The sequence below is a fragment of the Pseudoalteromonas sp. 5Ae-yellow genome, from assembly GCF_014077565.1.
GTDB lineage: Bacteria > Pseudomonadota > Gammaproteobacteria > Enterobacterales > Alteromonadaceae > Pseudoalteromonas.
Window position 1 is genome coordinate 1 of sequence record NZ_JACGWD010000002.1, and the last position, 24231, is coordinate 24231.

General features: G+C 38.0%; 21 protein-coding genes. 8 read left to right on the plus strand and 13 right to left on the minus strand.

Annotated features, from left to right (window positions below; genetic code table 11):
• Positions 1 to 169 precede the first annotated feature (169 nt).
• Positions 170 to 1777: an NAD(P)/FAD-dependent oxidoreductase gene (locus H4J63_RS00595; RefSeq protein ID WP_182193779.1), complete on the minus strand. Its 1608-nt coding sequence runs from the start codon at positions 1775 to 1777 to the stop codon at positions 170 to 172.
• A gap of 194 nt (positions 1778 to 1971) precedes the next feature.
• Between H4J63_RS00595 and fdxA the strand changes: the two genes are divergently transcribed.
• The 4 genes from fdxA (at position 1972) to H4J63_RS00615 (ending at position 7289) form a co-directional block, all read left to right on the plus strand.
• Positions 1972 to 2295, plus strand: a complete 324-nt coding sequence (fdxA, locus tag H4J63_RS00600; RefSeq protein ID WP_024599924.1) for a ferredoxin FdxA — start codon at positions 1972 to 1974, stop codon at positions 2293 to 2295.
• Between the two features lie 135 nt (positions 2296 to 2430).
• Positions 2431 to 4674 (plus strand): carbohydrate binding family 9 domain-containing protein, encoded by a 2244-nt coding sequence (locus tag H4J63_RS00605; RefSeq protein ID WP_182193781.1) that lies wholly within the window; start codon positions 2431 to 2433, stop codon positions 4672 to 4674.
• The gene (locus H4J63_RS00610; RefSeq protein WP_259365456.1) at positions 4662 to 5159 is read left to right on the plus strand and encodes an Sbal_3080 family lipoprotein; all 498 of its coding nucleotides are present in this window, start codon (positions 4662 to 4664) and stop codon (positions 5157 to 5159) included. Before H4J63_RS00605 ends, H4J63_RS00610 begins: the two co-directional genes overlap by 13 nt.
• Positions 5160 to 5378: 219 nt before the next feature.
• Complete coding sequence (locus tag H4J63_RS00615) at positions 5379 to 7289, plus strand: bifunctional diguanylate cyclase/phosphodiesterase (RefSeq protein WP_182193783.1); 1911 nt, start codon at positions 5379 to 5381, stop codon at positions 7287 to 7289.
• Between the two features lie 62 nt (positions 7290 to 7351).
• On the opposite strand, the gene H4J63_RS00620 is transcribed toward H4J63_RS00615, so the two are convergent.
• The 7 genes from H4J63_RS00620 to H4J63_RS00650 all read right to left on the minus strand — a co-directional run bounded on the left by H4J63_RS00620 (position 7352) and on the right by H4J63_RS00650 (position 14132).
• On the minus strand, positions 7352 to 8056 hold the full coding sequence (locus H4J63_RS00620) for a TorF family putative porin (RefSeq protein ID WP_182193785.1): 705 nt from the start codon (positions 8054 to 8056) through the stop codon (positions 7352 to 7354).
• Positions 8057 to 8065: 9 nt separating this feature from the next.
• A complete protein-coding gene (locus tag H4J63_RS00625) occupies positions 8066 to 9283 on the minus strand; it encodes a BCCT family transporter (RefSeq protein WP_182193787.1) in 1218 nt (405 codons plus the stop codon).
• A gap of 158 nt (positions 9284 to 9441) precedes the next feature.
• A complete protein-coding gene (gene betA, locus H4J63_RS00630; protein ID WP_182193789.1) occupies positions 9442 to 11109 on the minus strand; it encodes a choline dehydrogenase in 1668 nt (555 codons plus the stop codon).
• A gap of 11 nt (positions 11110 to 11120) precedes the next feature.
• Positions 11121 to 12584 (minus strand): betaine-aldehyde dehydrogenase, encoded by a 1464-nt coding sequence (betB, locus tag H4J63_RS00635; protein ID WP_182193791.1) that lies wholly within the window; start codon positions 12582 to 12584, stop codon positions 11121 to 11123.
• A gap of 1 nt (position 12585) precedes the next feature.
• On the minus strand, positions 12586 to 13161 hold the full coding sequence (gene betI / locus H4J63_RS00640; RefSeq protein WP_182193890.1) for a transcriptional regulator BetI: 576 nt from the start codon (positions 13159 to 13161) through the stop codon (positions 12586 to 12588).
• A gap of 408 nt (positions 13162 to 13569) precedes the next feature.
• The gene (locus tag H4J63_RS00645; RefSeq protein ID WP_002958617.1) at positions 13570 to 13875 is read right to left on the minus strand and encodes a hypothetical protein; all 306 of its coding nucleotides are present in this window, start codon (positions 13873 to 13875) and stop codon (positions 13570 to 13572) included.
• Positions 13875 to 14132, minus strand: a complete 258-nt coding sequence (locus tag H4J63_RS00650) for a DUF3081 domain-containing protein (protein WP_008169639.1) — start codon at positions 14130 to 14132, stop codon at positions 13875 to 13877. Before H4J63_RS00650 ends, H4J63_RS00645 begins: the two co-directional genes overlap by 1 nt.
• 146 nt (positions 14133 to 14278) lie before the next feature.
• Here H4J63_RS00650 and H4J63_RS00655 point away from each other — a divergent pair, with 146 nt between their 5' ends.
• Positions 14279 to 15559: a flavohemoglobin expression-modulating QEGLA motif protein gene (locus H4J63_RS00655; RefSeq protein ID WP_008169642.1), complete on the plus strand. Its 1281-nt coding sequence runs from the start codon at positions 14279 to 14281 to the stop codon at positions 15557 to 15559.
• 71 nt (positions 15560 to 15630) lie between these two features.
• On the opposite strand, the gene H4J63_RS00660 is transcribed toward H4J63_RS00655, so the two are convergent.
• Genes H4J63_RS00660 through H4J63_RS00675 form a run of 4 tightly spaced genes read right to left on the minus strand, consistent with a single transcriptional unit; the run spans position 15631 to position 20234 of the window.
• Positions 15631 to 16434 (minus strand): DUF1338 domain-containing protein, encoded by an 804-nt coding sequence (locus H4J63_RS00660; protein ID WP_165744721.1) that lies wholly within the window; start codon positions 16432 to 16434, stop codon positions 15631 to 15633.
• A gap of 35 nt (positions 16435 to 16469) precedes the next feature.
• A complete protein-coding gene (gene astD / locus H4J63_RS00665) occupies positions 16470 to 17936 on the minus strand; it encodes a succinylglutamate-semialdehyde dehydrogenase (protein WP_182193793.1) in 1467 nt (488 codons plus the stop codon).
• A 7-nt stretch (positions 17937 to 17943) separates the two neighbouring features.
• Positions 17944 to 18978 carry an arginine N-succinyltransferase gene (astA, locus tag H4J63_RS00670; protein WP_182193795.1) on the minus strand — a complete coding sequence of 345 codons (1035 nt, stop codon included), beginning with the start codon at positions 18976 to 18978 and terminating at the stop codon, positions 17944 to 17946.
• Between the two features lie 50 nt (positions 18979 to 19028).
• Positions 19029 to 20234 (minus strand): aspartate aminotransferase family protein, encoded by a 1206-nt coding sequence (locus H4J63_RS00675; RefSeq protein WP_182193797.1) that lies wholly within the window; start codon positions 20232 to 20234, stop codon positions 19029 to 19031.
• A 194-nt stretch (positions 20235 to 20428) separates the two neighbouring features.
• Here H4J63_RS00675 and H4J63_RS00680 point away from each other — a divergent pair, with 194 nt between their 5' ends.
• Entirely contained in the window at positions 20429 to 20857 is a 429-nt protein-coding gene (locus H4J63_RS00680; protein ID WP_002958609.1) for an Lrp/AsnC family transcriptional regulator, read from the plus strand.
• 518 nt (positions 20858 to 21375) lie between these two features.
• The gene (locus tag H4J63_RS00685) at positions 21376 to 22545 is read left to right on the plus strand and encodes a cache domain-containing protein (protein WP_182193799.1); all 1170 of its coding nucleotides are present in this window, start codon (positions 21376 to 21378) and stop codon (positions 22543 to 22545) included.
• A 57-nt stretch (positions 22546 to 22602) separates the two neighbouring features.
• Here H4J63_RS00685 and H4J63_RS00690 read toward each other — a convergent pair whose 3' ends face one another.
• On the minus strand, positions 22603 to 23535 hold the full coding sequence (locus H4J63_RS00690; RefSeq protein WP_039487606.1) for a hypothetical protein: 933 nt from the start codon (positions 23533 to 23535) through the stop codon (positions 22603 to 22605).
• Between the two features lie 386 nt (positions 23536 to 23921).
• Here H4J63_RS00690 and H4J63_RS00695 point away from each other — a divergent pair, with 386 nt between their 5' ends.
• Positions 23922 to 24224 carry an isoamylase early set domain-containing protein gene (locus tag H4J63_RS00695; protein ID WP_002958606.1) on the plus strand — a complete coding sequence of 101 codons (303 nt, stop codon included), beginning with the start codon at positions 23922 to 23924 and terminating at the stop codon, positions 24222 to 24224.
• Positions 24225 to 24231 lie beyond the last annotated feature (7 nt).

Below are 24231 nucleotides of genomic sequence, written 5' to 3' on the forward strand. Positions count from 1 at the left end.
TATATCTGTATCAAGTAACCAATGACTAAGCATAAAAATACCCTCATAATCAAAAGATGATAAGGGTATTGTGAAGCAACCAAAAGATCGGTCAACCGATCAAAAATACCTTAACTGATCGGTGTTATCACAAAGTGAGGCTTTTCGATAAACAGCTTAAAAAAGAGGTTTAAGCGTTTTCTAACATAGACAGTGCGACCGCTTCAGCCGCTTTAATGCCATCAATACCCGCTGATAAAATACCGCCAGCGTAGCCTGCGCCTTCGCCTGCTGGGTAAAGCCCTTTAGTGTTAATACTTTGGAATGTTTTATCACGCTTAATACTGATAGGCGACGAAGTACGTGTTTCAACGCCGGTTAATAAACCGTCGTTAGTAGAAAAACCACGAATTTGTTTATTAAACGCAGGTATCGCTTCGCGAAGAGCATCAATAGCAAATTGTGGTAGTACTTTACTCAAGTCAGTTAACTTAATACCGGGTGTGTAAGAAGGTTGTACTTCACCTAAGTTTTCTGATGATTTACCTTTTAAAAAGTCTCCAATTAACTGTGCTGGTGCATCGTAGTTGCTACCACCAAGCTCATACGCTTGTTCTTCAAGTTTGCGCTGTAAGTCTATACCTGCAAGAGGATTACCCGGGAAATCTTGCTCGGGAGAAATACCTACCACAATAGCGCTGTTAGCGTTGCGCTCACTTCGTGAATATTGGCTCATACCGTTGGTAACAACGCGGCCCTCTTCAGATGTTGCCGCTACAACAGTACCGCCTGGGCACATACAAAAGCTGTAAACGGTACGACCATTGTCACAGTGGTGAACAAGTTTATAATCGGCAGAGCCTAAAATAGGGTTACCGGCATTTGTACCAAAACGGCATTCATCGATCATTGATTGTTTATGTTCGATTCTAAAACCGACTGAGAAAGGTTTTGCTTCAACATAAATGCCTTTTTTGTGGATCATGTCAAACGTGTCACGAGCACTATGACCTACAGCTAATACAACATGGCGAGTATTTAACTGCTCGCCATTTGAAAGCGTTAAGCCAGTTACTTGCCCATCATCTAAATGAATATCGTCAACACGTGTGCTAAAGCGAATTTCGCCGCCAAGTTCAATTATACGAGCACGCATTTTTTCAATCATGGTAACAAGTTTAAACGTACCAATGTGTGGCTTACTTACGTATAAAATTTCATCGGGGGCGCCTGCTTCTACAAATTCAGTAATGACTTTACGGCCGTAATGTTTTGGATCTTTTACTTGGCTGTATAACTTACCGTCTGAAAACGTACCTGCGCCGCCTTCACCAAATTGTACGTTTGATTCTGTGTTAAGTGTGCGTTTACGCCAAAAACCAAACGTGTCTTTTGTACGTTCACGTACTTCTTTACCGCGCTCTAATATAATGGGATTAAAACCCATTTGAGCAAGTAATAAGCCTGCAAATAAACCACAAGGGCCAAAACCAATAACGACAGGGCGCTCTGTTATATTTTCGCTGGCTTGAGCTACAAATTTATAGTTTGTGTCTGGCGCAACTTTTACATGTTGGTCTTTTTCAAATGCTGCGAGTAGCTTGGCTTCGTTATCAACTTCTATATCGAGTGTATAAATAAGTAAAATAGCTGATTTTTTACGTGCGTCATAACCACGTTTGAACACATTAAAACTGTGCAATTGTTCTGGTTGGATTTTTAGTTTATTTACAATTGCTTGACCAATTGCATCTTCGTCATGATCAAGTGGCAGCTTTATTTCGGTTAAACGTATCATTTATATCTCTTTTAGGTGTCATAGCGGGGTATTATTACCGCTCACAATAAGGGAATGCAGGGCACAATGGGTGTGCAAACATAAGGCGCGTATTTTACGTTAAAATAGGGTGATATGGCACTTATTTATTGTATTTTTGGGGTGGATGGGTATGATCCACAACTGTTGTTTAAAATCTTAGGTATTAAAATAGTATGGCGTTTGTAGTCACCGAAAATTGTATAAAATGCAAGTACACCGATTGCGTGTCAGTGTGCCCAGCAGATGCATTTTTTGAAGGCCCTAATTTTTTAGCTATTAGCCCGATTGATTGTATCGATTGCGGTTTATGTGTCCCTGAATGTTCAGCTGATGCAATATACCAAGAAGATGAGCTACCAGAATCTCAAAAAGAGTTCACAGAATTAAATGCTGAACTCGCATTGGTCTGGCCGCGCATTACAGAGGTTAAACCTGCACCAGAGGACGCTGATGTATGGAATGGCATAGACAATAAGCTTAAACTACTCGAAACTTGATGGGTAACATTAGTTACTCCTTTATCATTAAATAGTTAATTTTTCATTTCAAAGTATTAACAAATGTACCTGGATAAATTACAATCCCCAGCTTAAGTTACTCCCTATGAGTAATTACAGTCTAAATGGATGTTTATGCAGTACTTTATAACTATAATAAAAAAGTTTACCTTCCTATTTTTAAGTTTCGTTTTATTACTCTCAAGCCTTGATGTAGCGGCTAGTAAACAGCAAGTACCCTTATCTCGTATTGATTCAAATATCACTATTGATGGTGTTATGGATGAAGCGCACTGGAAAAACGCTACACGTATACCTCTACTCTACCAAGATGAGCCTAACGAAAAAGGCACACCTCCTATAAAAACTGATGCTTTTATTTACGAAGATGGCACAAACTTATATGTTGCCTTTATTGCAGAGGATCCAAACCCTGAGCAAATTCGTGCATCACTTCGTGACCGCGATACGCTGTGGGAAGACGACGTAGTTATTCTTGTTATTGATACATTTAATGATGAACGCAGTGGTTATGAATTTCATGTGAATCCCCTTGGTGCACAAGGCGATATAAGAATGACCGACACCGATGGGTGGAGTTCAGATATCTCATGGAATGCTATTTGGGATAGCGCAGGGCAAATTAACGAGAAAGGTTACGTTGTTGAAATGCGTATTCCTTTTAAGGCACTGCGCTTTCCTGAAAATGAAAAAGAGCTAACGTGGGGTTTTTCAGTCATGAGAAACTATCAACGTGATGTTTTATATCAGCTATCAAATATGGGGTTTGATAGAAATATAAAATGTAGCCTTTGTCAGTTTGATAAGTTAGTGGGTTTTAGCGATATTGAATCGAGTAAAAATATTCAATTAACACCTACATTGACCGCACTTCGTAACGATAATAAATCTGAATTACCGGGCAACTGGGATAACGGCGATATTGATACCGAAGTGGGCTTAGATTTGCGTTGGGGTTTAACCAAGGACGCTGTTTTAAATGCGACGATCAATCCAGATTTTTCGCAAGTAGAAACAGACTCTTTAGAGCTCGATGTAAATACAACATTTTCTATTTATTACGCCGAAAAACGACCTTTCTTTTTAGATGGTGCTTCTTACTTTAAAAGCAGCTTATTTGAGCTTTTATACACGCGTACAATTGCAGAGCCTACCTTAGGTGCAAAGCTGACGGGTAAAACGGGTGATCATAGTTATGCTTTGATGCTCGCTGATGACGACAATAGTAATATTTTACTGCCTACGAATCAGGGCTCTGGCTTTGCAAGCTTAAATGAAAAAACGAATGCGGCCGCTGGGCGTTATCAATATGACTTAGGTCAGCAAGGTACTATTGGTATTTCAAGCACGCACAGAGAAAGTGATGACTATCACAACACTGTATTATCAGTGGACGGTAGCTACTGGTTTAATCAATCGGACACTCTTTTGTATCAAGTATCATCTGCTGATACACGTAACTCTGAATTTTTAATTCAAAATTATAATCTATCTGAAACTCAGTCAGATGAAGCATATGCCCTGGAACTTACGCGCGATAAACGTGATTACAAATTGTTTGCATCGTATGAAAATATTGGGCAGGACTATCGCACTGATTTAGGTTATCAAGCTAAAGTAGATTATGAAAAAGTAGGCTTTGGTGGTGGACAAACATGGTACAGAGATGAGTCTGATTTACTTACCTCATGGTCATACGAAGCTGACTGGGATAAAACGTGGGCGCAAAACGGCGACTTACTTGAAGAAGAATACGAAGGCTTTTTAAGCTTCAAAGGCCAAAAGCAATCTATTTTTGAAATTGGTTTAGTGCACCGTTATGAAAACTATAACGATAATTTTTATAATCAAAATATTGGTTTTATTTACACCGGTTTTAAACCCACTAAAGATTTAAAGCTTTCGTTATATATTGAATACGCTAGCCGCATTGATTATGCAAATGAGCAACTAGGCGATGCGTTTGACACTCAAACCCAAGTGGTGTGGGACATTAACGACCATTGGCAACTCGATGTAAAACATAACTACAGCCAATTAGATAATCCGCAAGGGGATCGTGTATTTACTGCTAACCTAGTCGATTTTAGACTTCATTATAAATTTAGTATGCGTTCAATTCTTAAATTAATTTTACAATTTGAAGACATTGATAGAGACGAAAACGCCTACTTTTATCAAGTTAGCCAAATCAATAAAGACTACGGTAGTCAGCTTGTTTACTCATATAAAATTAATGCACAAACGTTGTTTTATTTGGGTTACTCAGATAGAGGTTACCAAGACGATTCTCTTAAAAATATTGAGCGAGATCAACGTACATTTTTTACAAAAGTTAGCTATGCATGGCAGCTTTAAATATTAAAAATAAAAAAGGAATAGATATGAAAACCTTGAAAATAACGGTTACAGCAATAATGGTTGCTACCTTGGCAGGTTGTGCGGCCAAGCAAGATATTACTCGCTTTGAAACAAATAAGCCCAAAACAGTGTGTATCGCTGAGCATAAGGCTGTTAAAGAAGGTGTTTTAGATGCAATGAAAAAAGGTTTTGCAAAGCATGATGTTCAAACCCGAGTTATTCCTGCTAATTATGTATTGCAGCATCAAGACTACCAGACTGAGTTACCAGATGCAGATATTACTGGTTGTAATGCCGTGGCTTACTATGTAGCAAATTGGCGTTGGGATTTGGCGCTCTATATGGCATACGCAAATATATGGGTGAAAGATGTTGAAACGAATGAGAAAATAGCACAAGCATCTTATCGTACGGGTGGTGGATTGGATAAATTTATAAATGCGGAAGAAAAAATTATAGAGCTTATTGACGGTATGTATTAAATTTTAAACAATTAGAACCTTTTTGTTTATTTTTGTTTATTTTTGTTTATCCCACCTATACTATATGCAAGATATAGTTAGGTAATCCATTGTTGTTACGATTTTTTGTTATGCTAATGGCTTAGGACTATATCAATACTTGCGTAGTACTAAATGCAAGCGATATATTCCGCTTTTGGAAATGGGTTGAAGGGAGAGATAAGATAGATGGATTTTTTTATGAATAAATTTAAACCACTTGGTTTTATTTTCTTAATAATAATTCTATTTTGTTTTTGCATAAATATAGGGTTAACGAATCAGATTAACCGTATAAATCTATTTCACACCAGTATTGATATACGAAGCTTCGAAATAACGAATACCTCTCTTGATATGGCTCCTTGGTATAATCCGATATTAAATGGCCACTATATAATCCAACAGCCCACAGCTGATTTATTGCTTATTAAAACCACTGACACTCAGTTTGTAGCCGCTGATTCAAGTAAGTTAATTATAATGACACTTACATCACCTATTAATTTTTTACTTTTATGTATCTTAATATTTGGTTCTGGCCTGTACTTACGCAGAGAGCGTAGAAAACGTCATTATAAGAATCAAATAGCTGAGCTTAACGGTCAAGCTAATAGATTACTAACAGCATTTAATTTGCAAGTAAAACCAGCAGAGAACCCCTTAGGTGTAAGCAGCTTAAGCCAATCAATAAATAGTTTAAATACACATGTTGATAATTATGTAAAGCAAACACAAACAAGTATATGCCAAGACAAACTGACGTTATTAATTGACCGCCATGCTTATATTGAGCATATCGACAGGCAAATTAATCACGCAAACCAAGAAGAGCTGAAGTGCGCACTCCTGTTTATAGATCTTGATGGTTTTAAACAAGTAAATGACTCGTTTGGCCACAGCTTTGGTGATGAAATATTAGTTCAGGTTGCGAGTCGACTCACAAACGTTTTGCGCCACCATAAGTTAAGTAATATAAATAGTGCTAACCAATTAGAGCAAAACTTATCGAGATTGGGAGGAGATGAGTTTTCTATTTTTATAGAGTTACTTGATGATAGCGATAGAGTTATTGAAATTGCAAAGCACGTGCTAAGTGAACTTGAAAAAGACTTTGTGCTAGGCAATAAAATAGTAAAAATTAGTGCCAGCATTGGTATTGCGGCTTATCCAGAAAGTGCATCAACGCCCCAAGCGCTTTTACAATTAGCCGATGTAGCTATGTACAGAGCTAAAAGCGATGGTAAGGGAATATTTAAAGTTTACTCGCCAGAAATGGGTAACAAAATGCGCCGTTACCATTATTTACTCGAAGAGCTACGCATAGCAGTCGCTTGTAAAGATTTGTACTTATCTTTTCAGCCAATTGTGCATGTTGAAGATTGTATGATTGATTACTTCGAAGCGCTTACACGCTGGGACCACCCAGTTGAGGGTATGATCCCCCCTTCAGAGTTTATACCAATAGCAGAGGAGTCTAATTTAATATTAGAGCTTGGCGATTGGATTATGCTTGAATCGTGTCGGCAAATGGCTGCTTGGTACAATGCAGGTATGCGCAAAGTAAAAATATCTGTTAATGTTTCGGGCATTCAACTAAAGCATCGTGATGTTTATGATTGGGTAATGAAAAAACTTAAAAAAACCGGCTTACCCGCTACGTCCTTAATGCTGGAAATTACCGAATCAACTTTCATTAAAGCCAGTCCAAGAATTATTAAAGAGCTAAGTAGGCTAAGAGAAGAGGGTATCACTATTGCTATTGATGACTTTGGTACAGGTTTTAGTTCTTTAAGTACATTAGCGGATTTACCAATAGATGTTATTAAAATTGATCGCTCGTTTATAGCACAAGCCAATAAAAGCCAAAAATATAACGATATATTAAATACAATTAGTGATCTTGGGAAAAAGCTAGGTCTTAAAATTGTTGCAGAAGGCGTTGAAGAAATAGGGCAGTTTGAACTCGTTAAACAAATGGGTGTGAGCTCTGTTCAGGGATATTTAGTTAGCCGCCCTGAGTCATCGGTTAATGTAGGTAATAAAGTATTACGCAATAACACCAGTAACCTTTCAGCATCGGGTACAAGTACTTGGGATATTGTTAGTTAGTTACACATAAAAATGCCACTCTAAATAGAGTGGCATTCTTTGTGCAATCAGTAATTATTGTATTAAAAATCAAATGTGCGTGAAATAGCAAGTACAATACGCTCATCAGACGCATCATTATCTAAGCTTGTGTTTTCAGCGGCCACTTCAATACCAAAACCTTCGTAGCTTGTTTGGTATGCTAAGCGGTAGTGGTGGTATGATTTATCACCCTTGTTCTCATCCCACTCAAACTTATCACCATCAAGTGAGTTTGAAATATCAAAGCTGGCACGTAGTGCATGGTTTGGAGCCAGCTCATACGTGTGAGCAATCATCGAAATAACATGCCCTGTATCGTAACCAAAGTAGTCCCAGCTGTACCAAAAGTTAAGTTCAGTTTGGCCGTACTCACTTGCATAACCAAACTTAGTGTAAGCCTCAGCGTAGTTACCATCGCTGTTATTACCTTGATAAGTGTAATAAGCAATACCGTAATCAACACTAAATTGCTCATCAAGTTGTACATATTTACCTACATAAGCATCAAGCTCAAAGTCAGTGTCGTCACCAAAATCTACATTTGAAGCCCATACACCGGCGTAAACACCGCTATCAAAGGCATAGTCTAAGCTGCCTTGAATTGCAGGATCGCTATCTGTTTGTGTTACACCATTAAAAGTGTAGTCAGACGCTGCAGTGATTGTTGTTGACCAATCAGCTGCTGCAGTGGTTGATAAAAGTGCTAATGGTAGTGCTACTACAAGTTGTTTTAGTTTGTTATTCATTATTAATCCCTAGTGTACTGTGTCTATTTTTGTGTAATCAATTTCGTTTGCTTTTGGTGAGCTGTCTATGTTTGTAACTGTTTTAAACTTGCTGTATCCGATAAAACCAGCACAGATAAAGAACAATCCAATAACTAATGCGCCTACCCACTGAATTTGTAAAAATTCTAATTTAAACAATAGTGTAAGTAGTGATAGAGCAACAACATTTCCGATCATGTATTTCATTTTACCAAAACGCTTTACAGTAAAGTTTAGGTTATCTGTATATAAACGCACTAACGAATCGAGTGAGTTAATTACAAATACAATACCTACAAATACCATTGCAAAGTTTTTAATGCCTTGTGTTGGAATGCCCGCTTCATGGTAGTGATAAAGTACACTAAACCAAATCGCAATCGGAATTGATGGAAATATTAACATTGCACCTAATACTTGGTATGTTTTAAGTCCACCAACAAAGCGTGATGTAAATTGACCAATCATTATGCTCCACGCAAACCACCAGAATAAGTAGAACTCATGGTAATCATTAAGCGGTAAAACAAATTCATTAATGTTTGCAAAGTAAGTACCAATAGAGCCTAAGTTATCTGTAAATGCTGACATTTGACTATCACCAATCACAAATGCGCCAGCCCACATAAAGGCGATTAAAGCTAAAAATAACCACGTAGTAGAAATACTTAAAATACGTACATATTTAATATCAGTACTTGAGTACACAGCAAAACAGATAGCCGCAAACACAATTAAGTAAAATTCAGAAACTATACTTGTTCCATCACCTAGTCCGGGTAAATACCACGGTAGGTTTGTAAGCAGCAAATAAGCGGTAAATGCACATGTACCAATAATTACAACGTTATTGATAAATTTAACCCAAGGAATTTCGAAAAATTTCACTTTAGGTTCTATTACACAGAAATAAAAGCACGTAAGAAAGTAAAATCCCCAGATCAAAAATCCCCAGTAGCCAAACTCAATAGCCAGTGGATTTGCAAACGCGTATTCTGGGCTTGCTTTTATGTCTGCATAACCTGCAAACTCAGTTAAAGGAAACATGATAAGGCCAACATCTAGGCCAGAAGTAAATAGTATTGCTATAAACGTAAAGGTTCGAACTGGTGTTACACCTACTACGCGAACATTACCCCATTTAATTAAAATAGTGATAATGGCAAGTAAGGTAAAAATGATCCCTGCATTAAGCCAAATAGTCATTGTTATCCTCCAGTAATGAATAAAAATAATTCATAAGCACTCCGTATTTTATTGTTTTATTCTCGCATTAACACAACGTAACCTATTTACATCGTGTGCCACTGCAAGGCACGCATTGGCTTAGCCCGACGAGACTAAACCTAAGCATGTGGCTAAAGTTAGATCTCCGTACTACGTTGTGTTTCTTGCCAGTTTGTTGTTATGGCAACATTCACATCCGATTTCTGTAATGGGTCTTTACCTAAAATTATGTCAGCTGCTTTTTCGGCAACCATAATAGTAGGTGCATTTAAGTTTCCATTAGGAACTGTTGGGAATATAGATGAGTCAACAACACGTAGTCCTTCAATACCATGTACTTGCGTATTTGAATTAACAACGGCCATATCATCTTCACCCATTTTGCATGAGCAAGAAGGGTGGTAGGCACTTTCTACGGCTTGGCGTACAAAGGCATCTATTTCTTCATCTGTTTGAATATGTTTACCAGGTTGAATTTCTTCATCGCGATATTCATCAAAGGCACTTTGTTCGATTATGTCGCGTGTTAAGCGAACGCACGCTCTAAAGCCTTCAATATCGTCTTGGTGTTCAAGGTAATTAAATAAAATGGTTGGTGGTTGCTCAGGGTTCGCAGAAGCAATAGTGACACTACCGCGACTTTTTGGTTTGTTATGCCCCACATGTACCTGAAAACCATGACCTGCAAATGCACTTCTACCATCGTAACGCATAGCCGCTGGTAAAAAGTGATATTGAATATCTGGCCATTCAACACCTGGTTTTGAGCGAATAAACGCACACGATTCAAAATGATTCGTTGCACCTAAACCCGAACGCGTTAATAACCAGCGCGCACCAATCAACCCTTTTGAAACAATGCCTAGTTTGCCGTTAAGCGTGATAGGTTGCTTACACTTGTATTGAAAGTAAAACTCAAGATGATCTTGTAAGTTTTGACCTACACCTGGTAGATGATGCTGTACTTCAACGCCTGCTTTTTCAAGCGATTGAGTATCACCAATACCAGAGAGTTGTAAAATATGTGGAGAGCCGATTGGGCCTGCACTTAATATTACGTCTTTTGCAGCATGTGCTGTTTTAACGTCGCCATTTACTTTGTATTCAATGCCTGTGGCTTTTTTACCATCTAAAATCACGCGCTGTGCTAGTGCACCTGTAATAATTGTTAAATTACTACGCGATTTAACAGGGTCTAAATACTCACGCGAAGCAGAGCTGCGCACGCCGTCTTTTACAGTCATGTGCATTGGGCCAAAACCCTCTTGCTGCGATGCATTATAATCATCTGTAGACGCGTAACCAGCTTCAACACCTGCTTTGATAAAGGTGCGGTAAAGCGGGTTTTTCATTTCGTTGCCGTTATTAACGCCAAGCGGGCCTTTGCCACCACGGTAAGTATTTTCACCAAGATAAAAGCTTTCTGCTTTTTGAAAATACGGTAAACACGATTGGTAATCCCAGCCGTTTGCACCGTGTTGCTGCCATTCGTCAAAATCTTTTGCATGGCCACGTACGTATACCATGCCGTTGATAGATGACGAGCCGCCTAATACTTTGCCTCGAGGACAATGCATCTCACGGTTATCTATATGAGGCTCAGGCTGCGTATGAAACTGCCATGCATATTTGTCACTATTCATAGGAATAGATAACGCGGTTGGCATTTTTATAAAAATACTTTTATCACTACCGCCAGTTTCAAGTAGTAACACGCGGTTACTTGAATCTTCAGATAAACGGTTTGCTAAAACACAACCCGCCGAACCCGCGCCAACAATAATATAGTCGTAATGATTACTCATAGTAGAGCGCCTTAAAATGGGCTTTCTATGTCGGCCATACCAACATAAATAGACTTAGTTTGCGTGTATTGATCAAGAGTTTGTATACCATTTTCACGGCCAATACCCGATTGCTTATAACCGCCAACAGGCATTTCAGCAGGTGAGTTACCGTATGCATTAATCCAACAAATACCAGCTTGTAACTTATGAATCACGCGGTGCGCACGTTTAATATCGCTAGTAAATACGCCTGCGGCTAAGCCTAGGTGAGTTGCGTTAGCGCGTGCAATAACATCGTCTTCGTCGTCAAAAACAAGCACGCTCATTACAGGGCCAAATATTTCTTCTTTAACGATAGTCATGTCGTCATTGCAATCGATAAACACAGTCGGTGCTACAAAATAGCCATTAGGTGCAGATTTAGGTGAAAGCGTTGTACCACCGGTCAACAGCGTTGCGCCTTCTTCGATGCCTTTATTCACGTAGCTCATTACTAGTTCTTGGTGCTTTTTAGAAATAAGTGCGCCAAAGTTTGTATTTAAATCTTGTGGGTCGCCAGCAATAATGTTTTTCTCAGTGCGCGCTTTAAGTTCATCAATAAACTGCTGATATACATTTTTATGAACGTAAATACGTGTACAGTTAGTACAAATTTCGCCTTGCGTATAAAAGTTACCTAACATAGCAGCGCTAACCGCTTGCTCTATGTTGGCATCATCAAATACTAATAGTGGAGATTTACCACCAAGTTCCATCGTGACATCTTTTAACGTACCGGCAGCACTCGCTACTACTTTTTTACCTGTGCCTACTTCACCCGTAAACGATACTTTATCAATATCGCTATGCTGCGTTAGCCACTGGCCTACATCGCCTGCGCCTTGAACAACATTAAACACACCTGCAGGTACGCCAGCTTCAACAAATACTTCTGCAAGTTTAATTGCGCCAAGTGGTGTTTCTTCAGATGGTTTGAATATAAATGCATTACCAGCAGCAAGGGCAGGGCCCGACTTCCAACATGCAATTTGTAGTGGGTAGTTCCATGCACCTATACCCGCACAGATACCTAATGGCTCTTTACGTGTGTAGTAAAAGTCATCACCAACCATTTGTTGTTGGCCTACTTGTGCTGGCGCAAGGCCTGCAAAGTATTCAATTACATCAGCGCCGGTTTCAATATCAACACAATTTGCTTCTTGCATTGGTTTGCCGGTGTCGAGTACTTCTACAAGTGCCAGCTCATCATTGCGCTCGCGTAAAATAGCCACTGCTTTTAATAAAATACGACTACGTTCAATAGGTGTCATTGCTGACCACTGCGCAAAACCTTGCTTTGCACTGGCAATGGCTGCGTTTTGAATAAATTCGTCGGCAATTTCTACTGCGTAAATAACCTCACCCGTTGCTGGGTTTGTTACATCAAATGTTTTGCCGCTCTGGTTTGCTAGAAAATGGCCGTTAATAAAATTTTGATAGACAGGTGTAGTCACGCTAGGCTCCATATTGCTTGATAAGTGAAAGTACATAGCTTTTTGCTAACTTTTCACTGTGTTTAAACTGATTATTGTCTGATTTACTCAGTACTGCTCTTAACCATAGGCCATCGATCATTGCGGCGCTAAGTTCTGCAGCTTGCTTTGCTTGCTCAATAGGCATTAATTGCTTAAAAGAAAATGCTAAATTACTTTGCAAGCGTTTACTGTTTACGTTTTGTAGTCTGTGTAATTCTTCATCATGCATCGATTGCGCCCAAAAACTTAACCACGTTCGGGTTGTATCATTACGCTGTTGTACAAGCGCAAAGTTGGCTTCGATAATAAACATTAAACGTTCAATGGCATTCGTTTGGTTATTTACTTTACTTATCAAGCCTTGTTTTAAGCTTGTTAGTAAGTATCTAACAGTGGCTTCAATTAACCCCTGCTTACCACCAAAATAATGACTAATAATGCCTGACGATAAACCGGCATTTTTACTAATGCTGTTTATAGTTGTGCCTTGTAGTCCATTAGTTGCAACTGACTCTATAGTCGCGTCAATTAGCTGCTGACGTCTGACAGGTTCCATTCCGACTTTAGGCATAATTTTTATTAATTGAACGTTCAATAAAGATAAGCTTAAGGTAATAGCTCTAACAATTCAAGGCTGAAGTAAATATCTAGATGCCAAAATGTAGATTAATCATTAATAAAAGCGAAACTAATGCGATAAAGAAGATAAGGTTTTACTTTGTTTTATTTTATTTAAAACAAAGGCTTGTGAATTTAATTTTGAAATTAAATAATAGTAATGATTTGTTTACAGCAATAAATGAATAAAATGTGTAAAAATCGTTAGTGCAATAATAGTTAGAGTACTAATAGTATTATTTTGATACAAAAGCGCACTAAACCTGCAATTGCTTAGTGCTCTAATAAATTTATATAGAGAGTAAAATTTGTGGTTTTATCGTTTTAAAGCGGTTGGTATTGAAGGTCAGGCATTATTAATAACGCCTTTAAAAAGTAGGGGGTAACGTCTTAGTCTATTGCCAATGTAGTCATCAGCTAAAATTTGCTGGCAAATGAAATCAATATCTTTGCTTGCTTCAAATACCCAATCAAAGCGCTCTATAGCCAGTAAAAAACCACGCTTTAAATGAGTTTGAGAACGGTACTGTTCTAGGTTGTCTTGAATAATAGAGACTTTACTTGGATTAGCTTTAAGCTCTTCTACTACTTGATTAATAAAAGTAGTATTGAGCTTACTGGTCGGGCGGTGTCTTAGTTTTCGTGGGTGCATTAGCTCTCGTTTGCAATGTTATATAATTTTTTCAAAAAGTCGTCTTTATGCTTTTCATGTTCGTAGTCAAGGTGGTAAGTATTATGAAAACCAAAACGCAGTTCTACGCCGCTACCTTGTAGATATACGGTGTAACCGTCTACGTCTGAATATGCAGTAACTCCCTGATAATGTTTGCCTTCATCAGTCATTTCACCTTTTTGAATTATGCGTTCATATACGGCTAAAATCTGTTTATTGTCGAGTTCGTTTTTCATGTTTTATACCTTTTATTAAAAAGCTAATACGATATAGATATGAGGGTCGATCATCTTAAAAACAATAGCTAAAAAAGTGTGATATTACTTTGTAATTTCGCTTTTTTAAATTATGCTCAAAACTCATTTATTGTTGAGCTTAGAGCATGATAGACAAGGCGTTACTACTAAAAACTCGTGAGTTATCGGATCAATTAATTGCATTGCAAACGCCAATTAGGATACTCGATGCTATTAATTGGGATAAACAAACTAAAGAGGAGTTTTTTAGACAAAAATGTCAAAAAAATCCACTGATCGATCGTGCATACTATCAACAGCGCGATCTTGGTTTTGTACCTAGCGAGTTACGCCAAGCGTTTTCTACTTTGCACCGTAACATTATTAACCAATTGGGGCAGTTAAATCCCATAGCTCAATACATGGGAAAAATGTGCACAGAGTATAAAACAGTATTAAGTATGCTTGAGTATCGTGGAACGCCAGAGTTTCATGACTTATCGGTGGAGTTATTTGGTCACCCTAAAGATTTATTTCATGCCGGTGAGCCCTCACTTTCTGAGCTAGCTAATATGCTAGATAAACCGCTGCAAAATTTACTTATAGCCGACATACTGCCTGACGACCCTAAAAATATTGATGCTGTTGATGCAGTGCGTATTTTGTCTGAGCAAGTAAATGCCAGTATGGCAGGCATAAATGTAGAGGTAATGCTTAGCGATGGTATTGTCAGTGATGCAGCCGCAGGTGCTAATAATATAAAGCTTAATCAAGATGTTAAGTTTTCGCAGCGTGAACTTGATATCTTAGAAGTTCACGAAGGGTGGATACACGTAGGTACCACTCAAAATGGTTTAGCACAGCCGTATTTAACATGTTTAAGTAAAGGCACACCTAGCTCCACTATTACCCAAGAAGGCTTAGCGGTCCTTACCGAAATTATTACATTAAAATCGACCCCAAGGCGTTTATCTAAATTAGTAAATCGTATTCAAGCTGTTACAAAGGTAATTGATGGTGCTGAGTTTGTAGATATTTACCGTGACTATGTAGCGCAAGGTTTATCAAAAGATGACAGCTACACACTCGCGCAGCGTGTATTTAGAGGCAGTACGCCAACAGGTTTGCCTTTTACAAAAGATATTGCCTACATTAAAGGCTTTGTATTGGTTTATAACTTAATACGCGTTGCAATACAGCTTGGTCGAATAGATAGACTCCCTTTATTACTGGTAGGTAAAATATCAATAGATGATTTTAGATTAATATCGCAGCTTCATGATTTAGGTGTAATAGAGAGTCCACAATTTGTGCCACCACACTTTAAAGATTTACGCGGTTTGGCAACTTGGTTGAGCTTTGGTCGTTTTATTGGCGACTTGTCGTTTGAAAAGTTAGAAAACGATTATAAACCGTTATTTTTATAATTAATCAACATAACTTACCGACATAAAAAAAGCCCATAACGGGCTTTTTAAATAAAGTACTTTAGGTTTTGCTATCGAGCGTTGGTGCTTTCAAATATTTTGTCAGCTGAGGCTGCAACAAAACCAGTATAAAGCTCACCGTCGGCTTTAGGGTAACGAATAGCAAACTCATAAAAACAGCTAGGGATGCTCATATCACCGTCACTAAAGGTAACAGAGTATTCATCAGCAAGTGTTGACGATTGCTCTAGTAACACCTCTGGTGAGCCTTTAACTTCGCCGCCTGACGTATTAAGCGAAAAGCCAGCATCTTTTAGGGCTTGGTTAACATCATGAATGTTATCAAACTTAGCAAGCGTATTAATATTTACGGTAAAGTGATTGGCGCGGTAGCCCCACGCCGACATCCACGCTGCATATTCGCTTTCAGCTAGCAGTTGTTTGTAAGTATCGGTGCTTACTTGCCAATGCGTGCCTGAATATAAAAAGTTGTCTGCTGTAACTGCACTTTCGTCAATTTGACTTACCATATCTGTCACGATGGCTTGTAACTCTGGCGAGCATTTTTCTACTAATAGTTCAGAGATAAATACTTTTGGCTGATTAGGATCGCTATGCTCATAGTGTTTTGCGTAAAGTTTTTTAGCTTCAAAGTGGTACTCACTACATTCTTTGTAACCAATTGCTAAAAAGTGAGCGGCGAGCTTTTCAAGACTCACTTTTTCTATATTAAATGTACGCAGCGCAATATGATCGTTAATGATGTCATCTTTTTGCGTTGAACCTAAAAGGTCATGAATTTTATCTGCCGATGGAGTTACGTTTAAATAGTTTTCCCAAAGGTTCTCAAATAATGTATTTACATCAGTATGCATGTTAAGTCCTTAAATCTAAAATTTGGTTTTATTGCTTATTCAATTACTAAGCCCGGCGCTAGGGTTTGCGGTAAGCTCACTTTGTCTGACTCCACAGATGCTACAGGATATGCGCAATAATCGGCGGCATAGTATGCACTTGCTCTGTGATTACCACTGGCGCCAATACCGCCAAATGGAGCTGCACTAGAGGCACCCGTAATAGGGCGGTTCCAGTTAACAATACCGGCACGAATGCGCTTTAAAAAGTGAGTGTAGTCATCTTCACTGTCGCTAAGTAAACCTGCAGATAAACCAAAGCTTGTGTTGTTAGCTTCAATAATTGCGCTGTCAAAGTCGGTATAACGATACACTTTAATTAGCGGTCCAAAATGCTCTTCATCTGGCATGTCAGTAATGCTTGTTACATCAATAATACCCGGGCTTACAAAACCTGTGCCTGGTTTTAATTGCTTAAGTTCAACAAGGATTTGTGCACCTTTTGAGACTAATTCACTTTGCGCGGCAACCATACCCAGTGCTGCTTTTTCGCTTATCATTGCACCCATAAAAGGCTGCTCTGTAGCAAAACTGTCGTCTACAACTATGTTTTTAGTTGCGCTTATTAGCTTTTCTAAAATAGCATCGCCGTTAGCTGATTTTTCAATAAATAAGCGACGTGCACACGTACAACGTTGGCCTGAGGTAATAAAGCCTGATTGAATAATATCGTGCACAGAAGCGCTTACATCACTCACATCTTTTACAATAAGAGGATTATTGCCGCCCATTTCAAGTGCTAAAATTTTGCCAGGGTGTCCTGCAAACTGTTTATGTAATAAGTGGCCTGTGTTTGAGCTACCGGTAAAAAACAAGCCATCTATATCTTTATGAGAAGCAAGCGCTTTACCTGTTTCAATCTCACCTTGGACAAGGTTAATAACACCCGCTGGCAAACCTGCTTTTAACCAAAGTGAGAGGGTAAATTCTGCAACGTGCGGAGTCAATTCTGATGGCTTAAATACCACGGTGTTGCCTGCTAAAATTGCAGGAACAATATGCCCGTTTGGTAAATGCCCCGGAAAGTTATACGGGCCAAAAATAGCCACAACGCCATGCGGTTTGTGTCTAATAAACGCTTTAGCACCGGGCATTGGGTTTTCGGTTGTACCTGTACGCTCATGGTACGCTTTTACAGATATAGCTACTTTGCCTGTCATTGCGCCCACTTCGGTGCGGGTTTCCCATAATGGCTTACCCGTTTCGCGTGCAATAATAGTAGCAAATTCTTCGCTGTGTTCTTTTAATTGTGCTGCGAACTTTTCTAAAATGGCGATACGCTCTTCAAGCGGTTTGTCTGCCCATTGTAATTGCGCAGCTCTGGCTGCTTTTATAGCAGAATCTACTTGCTGGGCGTTTGCGCCATTACCTTGCCATACAACATCGCCATTACTTGGATTGATTGACTCAAATGCTGGACCAAGTCCCACATGCCACTGATTATTAATTAGGTGTGTATTCATAAATTATTTACAGGCGGAAAAATCGCGCTGCATCTCCTTGGCTTAAATTAAGCGCCTTAGCCACATCTTGGCTAATGACGAGGGTATGTTTTGCATGATTGTAATGTGCTTCTTTGGTAAATGTTGCTCTAAAGCCACTTACGCCTTGATTACATACAGCCAGCGTATCAGAGCTATTTTGTGATATGTGATCAAGCTCGCCAATCGTAACAGGGCAAACTTGAGAGTCGCGAATGCTGCGAATATTACCAAGCTTTGCTTCAACTGTTGGGCCTGCATCAAATAAGTCAACGTAGCCTCTGTGCTCAAAACCTTCTTTTTCTAATAGTTTTAGCGCAGGTTTTGTTTTTTCATGCACATGCCCAATCACTGCTTGGGCTTTTTTACTAAGCAAGTTCACATAAATAGGGTATTTAGGCATTAACTCGCTAATAAATACCTTATCGCCTAAGCCAACTAAGTGGTCCGCTTGTGGAAATTCGATACAAAAAAAGTGCTCTTGTAGCCATTGCCAAAAAGGAGAATGACCGTCTTCGTCGCTAACACCGCGCATTTCTGCGATAACAGTATCGGCAAAACGCTCGCTATGTTGAGCCATAAACAAAAAGCGTGAACGTGATAAAAATCGACCCGTTAGGCCTTTACGGCTATTTTCGCGCAAAAATAATGTGCATATTTCTGAGCAACCAGTGTAGTCGTTACACATGCTTAAAATATCAACGGTGTTATATACATTTAAAGTAGGCGAGTGGTGTACTGTTTTACCCAAATGATAATGATATAAAGGCACCGATAAACCTACCGCAGCTTCTATAGCGGTTGTGCCAATAACGTCACCTGTTTCACTGTCTTCTAAAACAAATAAATAGCTTTCATCAAGTGGCTGGTTAATGTTTTTGGCAAAGCTTTTTTCAGCACGTTCAATTTTTTCTTTAAGCTGTGTATCGTCCACAGGTAAAGAGGTAAACCCATGACCGGATTCAATCGCTATTTGTTTAAGAGCGTCAAAATCATTGGCAGTAATAGGACGTAATACTTGCATTTATTGCTTGCTCCAATAGCACGCCTGTAGGCGTGCTAATTTAAACTATATTAACCGTTTACTACGTCGCTAACTGCTTTTTCAAAGCGCGCTAAGCCTTCTTTAATATCTTCAAACGGAATAATTAAAGACGGTGTAAAACGAATTACATTCATGCCAGCTACAAGGTTCATTAAACCATTATTAGCACTGGCTACTAAAAAGTCGCGTGCACGTCCTTCAAATTTGTCATTTAGTACTGCGCCAATTAATAAGCCTTTACCACGTACTTCGCTAAATACGTTGTATTTTTCGTTGATTGCGTTTAATCCGTCACGGAATAATTGCTCCCGCTCTTTAACACCGTTTAGTACGTCAGGTGTATTTACTGTATCAAATGCCGCTTCGGCCACAGCACAAGCAAGTGCGTTTCCGCCATAAGTAGAACCGTGAGTACCAATTTTTAAATGCTCAGCAATAGGTGTACGAGTGATCATAGCGCCAATAGGAAAACCACCACCCAATGCTTTTGCCGTTGTTAAAATGTCAGGAACAACCCCTAAACCTTCATAAGCGTATAAATCGCCTGTGCGACCAACACCCGTTTGTACTTCATCAAAAATAAGTAACGCATTATGTTTAGTACAAAGTTCACGTACTTTTTTAGCAAATTCATCTGTTGGTGAAATAATACCGCCTTCACCTTGTAATGGTTCCATCATAACAGCACATGTTTTATCGCTGATCAGCGCTTCAAATGCCGCTATATCGTTAAAATCACAATGTACTATGTCAGCTGGTTTTGGACCAAAGCCATCTGAATAAGCCGCTTGCCCGCCCACAGTTACTGTAAAGAATGTGCGACCATGAAAACCTTTATTAAATGCAATAATTTGCGTTTTTTCAGCGCCATATACGTCCAATGCATAACGACGAGCTAATTTAAGCGCGGCTTCGTTTGCTTCTGCGCCTGAATTTGCAAAGTAAACTTTATCAGCAAATGTTGCTTCAACTATTTTTTGAGCTAAACGAAGTGCTGGCTCATTGGTCATAACATTTGATAAATGCCAAATTTTTTCGCCTTGCTCTTTTAATGCTTTAACTAATGCAGGATGACAGTGACCCAAACAGTTAACGGCAATACCACCTGCAAAATCAATGAACTCATTATTATTTTGATCCCAAACGCGTGAACCTTCACCACGAACTGGGATAATTGCTGATGGGTTATAGTTTGGTACCATTACGTCGTTAAATAAGTCTCTTGTTACTTGCATTTTTACACCTAAATTTAATGGGCTTAGATAAAAGATTAGTTGCTAACTCAAAGAAGAATATAGCCTTTATTCTTCAGCAAACACGTTATTATTTCTGTTATGTGCCATTATCGAAGGTTGACAGTGAAAATTGCAGTGCTATTTTGTGGAAAATGATTAAAATAAAAGTCAAAATAACGAAGAAAATTACCATTATGATAACTCCACAAGATGAAAAGCTACTTTCTGTACTAAAAACAAATGCAAGAGCGAGTATTTCTGATCTTGCACGAATGCTTGACTTGTCTCGTTCAACAGTACAGAGCCGAATGCTCAAATTAGAAGAAACCGGTGTAATTAAAGGCTATAGCGTTGATTACGGTGACGACTACCTCAGTAAAATGGTATCAGCTCATGTGTCTATAAAAGTAAGACAAAAATTAACGACTAAAACAAACATTGAGCTTAAGCAAATTGATGCTATTTCACAGCTATATGCCATAAGTGGTGAGTTTGATTTAATTGCGGTGGTCCAAGCTCAAAATTTAGAACAGCTTAGTCATTTGTTGGACGATATAGGAAATCTTGATGGGGTGGAGCGAACAACATCTTCTGTAATTTTAGAAACTAAATTTAAGCGCTAGGGTTGGTTAGTTCCTTTGTTTTTAGTCGTTAAGTGAAGACTCGGTATACTTTAGGTCAATAATAAAAAGGCTAGGGTCTGTTGAACCTTCAAGGTTAAATTAACAGCCCCCAAAAGATTCTTCCTAGGCGCTATTTTCTCTTGGTTGCCTACATAGATGCAGGGTAGGGGGCGTGAGCAGGGCGCGGAAGCTTTGCTCGGTTTTTACTTATTCTTACATGGATGTAAGCAATTAGAATAACGCAGGAGCAGTTATCGAGCACACTAGCTTATAAATCTTGCGCCGCAATTAAATAGCACCTAGTTTAAACAAATTTTTATCCACAAAGATAAACAGACCCTAGATATAAATGCATTAATTTAAATATTTAAGCGTGCTTTTTATAAGTTAATAGCAATAAATCATAGATTTAAATATTGAAGCCATTGATAATGTACAAAATTTTGTAAAAAAATTTATGCTTTTTTAATATGCGTGACTATACTTGTTTTAATTTGTACATTATTTAGCAATGGATTATGCCCGCATATCTTTTCACTCTTTTGTTAGGTTTAACTGAGCCTCTCCAGTTTGGGACAAACTTACCCACCACAGCTCCTAATAATGCAGTCAACCAAGTCGAGTGTATTTTATTTGAAATGGGAGCGCCTTTTCAGCTACAAACCTTGCCATGGTTACGTGCACGTCGAGAAGTAAAGTTAGAGCGCTTAGATGGATATTTCACAACCCATTTAATGCCTGAAATGAAAGCTTATGGACGTATATCATCCCCTATTTTTTTAGAAAGCTGGTACTGGTTTACTCATCCAGAGAGCATTAATAAACCAAAAAATAAAATGCGTTATGGTGCAGTAAGAGGGAGTTATCAAGCAAATTGGTTTAAAACTCAGAATATTATTGCTGAGGTAGAAGTAAATTCATTAGAAGAAATAGTAAATGTAATGCACCATAAACGGATTGATAGAATCCTACTTGATTTAGACGATTTTGAATTAGCAGCCTCTAAGCTAGGCATTAATAAAGACGGGTACCAAAAAGAATTTTTTAGATATGTACCTTTGGGATTATTTGCTTCGCATTCACTTATCAAACGCCTTCCTGAATTTATGCAGCAGTTCGATGAAAATATAAATACTTGTGCGCAAGCTCCATTTTCACTATCAAAAAGTGAAGAAAAGCAAATACTTGATAGGCTCTACAGTAGCGCTAAAACCTTATTAAACTTACCTAGTTTAGTCGAAGAAGTTCAAATAAGTAATGAGTCTCCTTTGAGTGAGCCTGAAATTATGAAACGAGACCAGCTATGGATAAAAGAAAGTAAACACGTTGGGCATGCTGATGCGTTAACTATGCTTGATTTACCGTTATCTAAGGTATTTAAAAAATGGCAATCGCAGTTTAAAGGTGTTGTTACTGAGCTTATATTGACTGATAGCCAAGGAAAAAATATAGCAATAAGTAAGTTAACCAGTGATTACTGGCAAGGGGATGAGAATAAGTTTACTAAAATATTTAAACAGTCAAAGGACTATAACTTTGATAGCGTTACATATGATGCATCAACCCATCATTTTCAAGTACAGCTAAGTTTTCCTGTTTTAGATAATAATAATAGTCATATTGGAGTGTTGATTTTAGGTGTTGATGTAGAAAAAGCACTCCATTCGTCAAACGAAAAGAGTAACTAACTCGATACCTTTCATAAGTTAGCTAAGCTTTGGAACTTTTGCTTAGCTAACATTATATTATGGATGTACTTTTTCTGAGGTCGGCTTTTTTCTTATAATTTCTTTTTTGGCTTCATCAAGCTTTATAAAATAAGCATTACCGCCAATACCTTTAAACTCTTCATCTGTAAATACAATAGTATTGTCATCAAAAAAAGTGACAGCCTCTTTTTGAGTTACTATTCCTAAGTCAATTTTTGATACATCGCCAGAAAAAAACTTATCACCCTCAAAATTTTCGAATAACCAAATACTGGTTGAATCAAGTAATATCAGCTTTTTACGATCAGGGCTTAAAGCAGCCGATGTTATCCAGCATAGCTTTTCTAAAGTGGTACATGTTTTAAATGAATCTATTAACTCGGCTTTAAAATTAGCGGCATGATCGCCCACTTTATAAACCTTAGTAATACCATCAAATGGTTCTGTGCGGTTTTTAGTAAATAAATATAAGTGACGTCCTAGAGCTACAAATGCCTCTAAATCAAAATTACGGTTATTAGGCTTTATAGGAGTGCCATCCATTTCGGGGTAGGTAAACTTAATTATTTCTGCTTGAGTCGTATCTGTTTTTATATCTATCGGGTTTTCTATTTTATAAATAGTGAGCCATCTACGATCGTTTTTGTTATTACCAAAATCGCCTAAAAAGAAATGCCCAAATTTGTTTTGGGTCATGTCTTCCCAATCAATGTTTTTAGCGTTTTCAACTAAAATTTCTTTAGCAATAGAACCGTCTTTATTGAGTCTATATAGCTTTGGTTCGTTGCCTCCGTCGTTAATAGCCCATAAACGTTGCTGTTTATCAAATTCTATTCCTGATATTTCTTTTAATTTAGGATCAACTGAGATTTCTTTTTTACTGTATAGGGTATAAATTGAGGTACCAATAAATGCAGCTACAACTAAAAAAATGATGGTGGTAGTTATTAAAATGGTTTTTTTCAACATGAAATTAATGATATTTCAGAGTATTAGAATGATGTGTATTATCCATGATGAAGTAATATAAAAAAAGTAATTTAGGATTTTAAATTTTCTTCGGATATTTGCAGCTATAAATATTTATATATTGAACTAATGAGGTTTTTAATAGTTTGTTGGTTTGAATATTGCTCTGTATGTTAAGTATCATTTAAAGCGTATTGTATATAAGGTTAATGCACCTTTTTGGTGTAATTGAAATATTATTTGCACTGTAATAAAGCGTAAATAAAGTTTTGTTTAACTAATAACACGTTTAATGATTTTTAGATGGTTACCACATCGCCTTTTTGTTTAGTTGTATGGCCTGTGGCAAAGATTAAGTACCCTTTTTGGTTTAGTTGGAGCCTGCTATGTTGAATAAACGTTTTTTTAAAACAAAAGATGAAGCTGAAGTTACTTTTGAATTTTCTCATCCAGAGGCAGAAGAAGTTTGCTTATTAGGTGAATTTAATGATTGGCAACCAGTGCCAATGAAGCTTTATAAAAAACAAGGTGTGTTTAAATTTAAGCAACGCTTACCTATCGATCAACAATTTCACTTTCGTTATCTGATTAATGGAGACATTTGGGATAACGACCATCAAGCTGACGGTTATATCGGCAATACATTTGGCACAGAAAACAGCATAGTAAATACTCAACGCACTAATTAAGGCGATT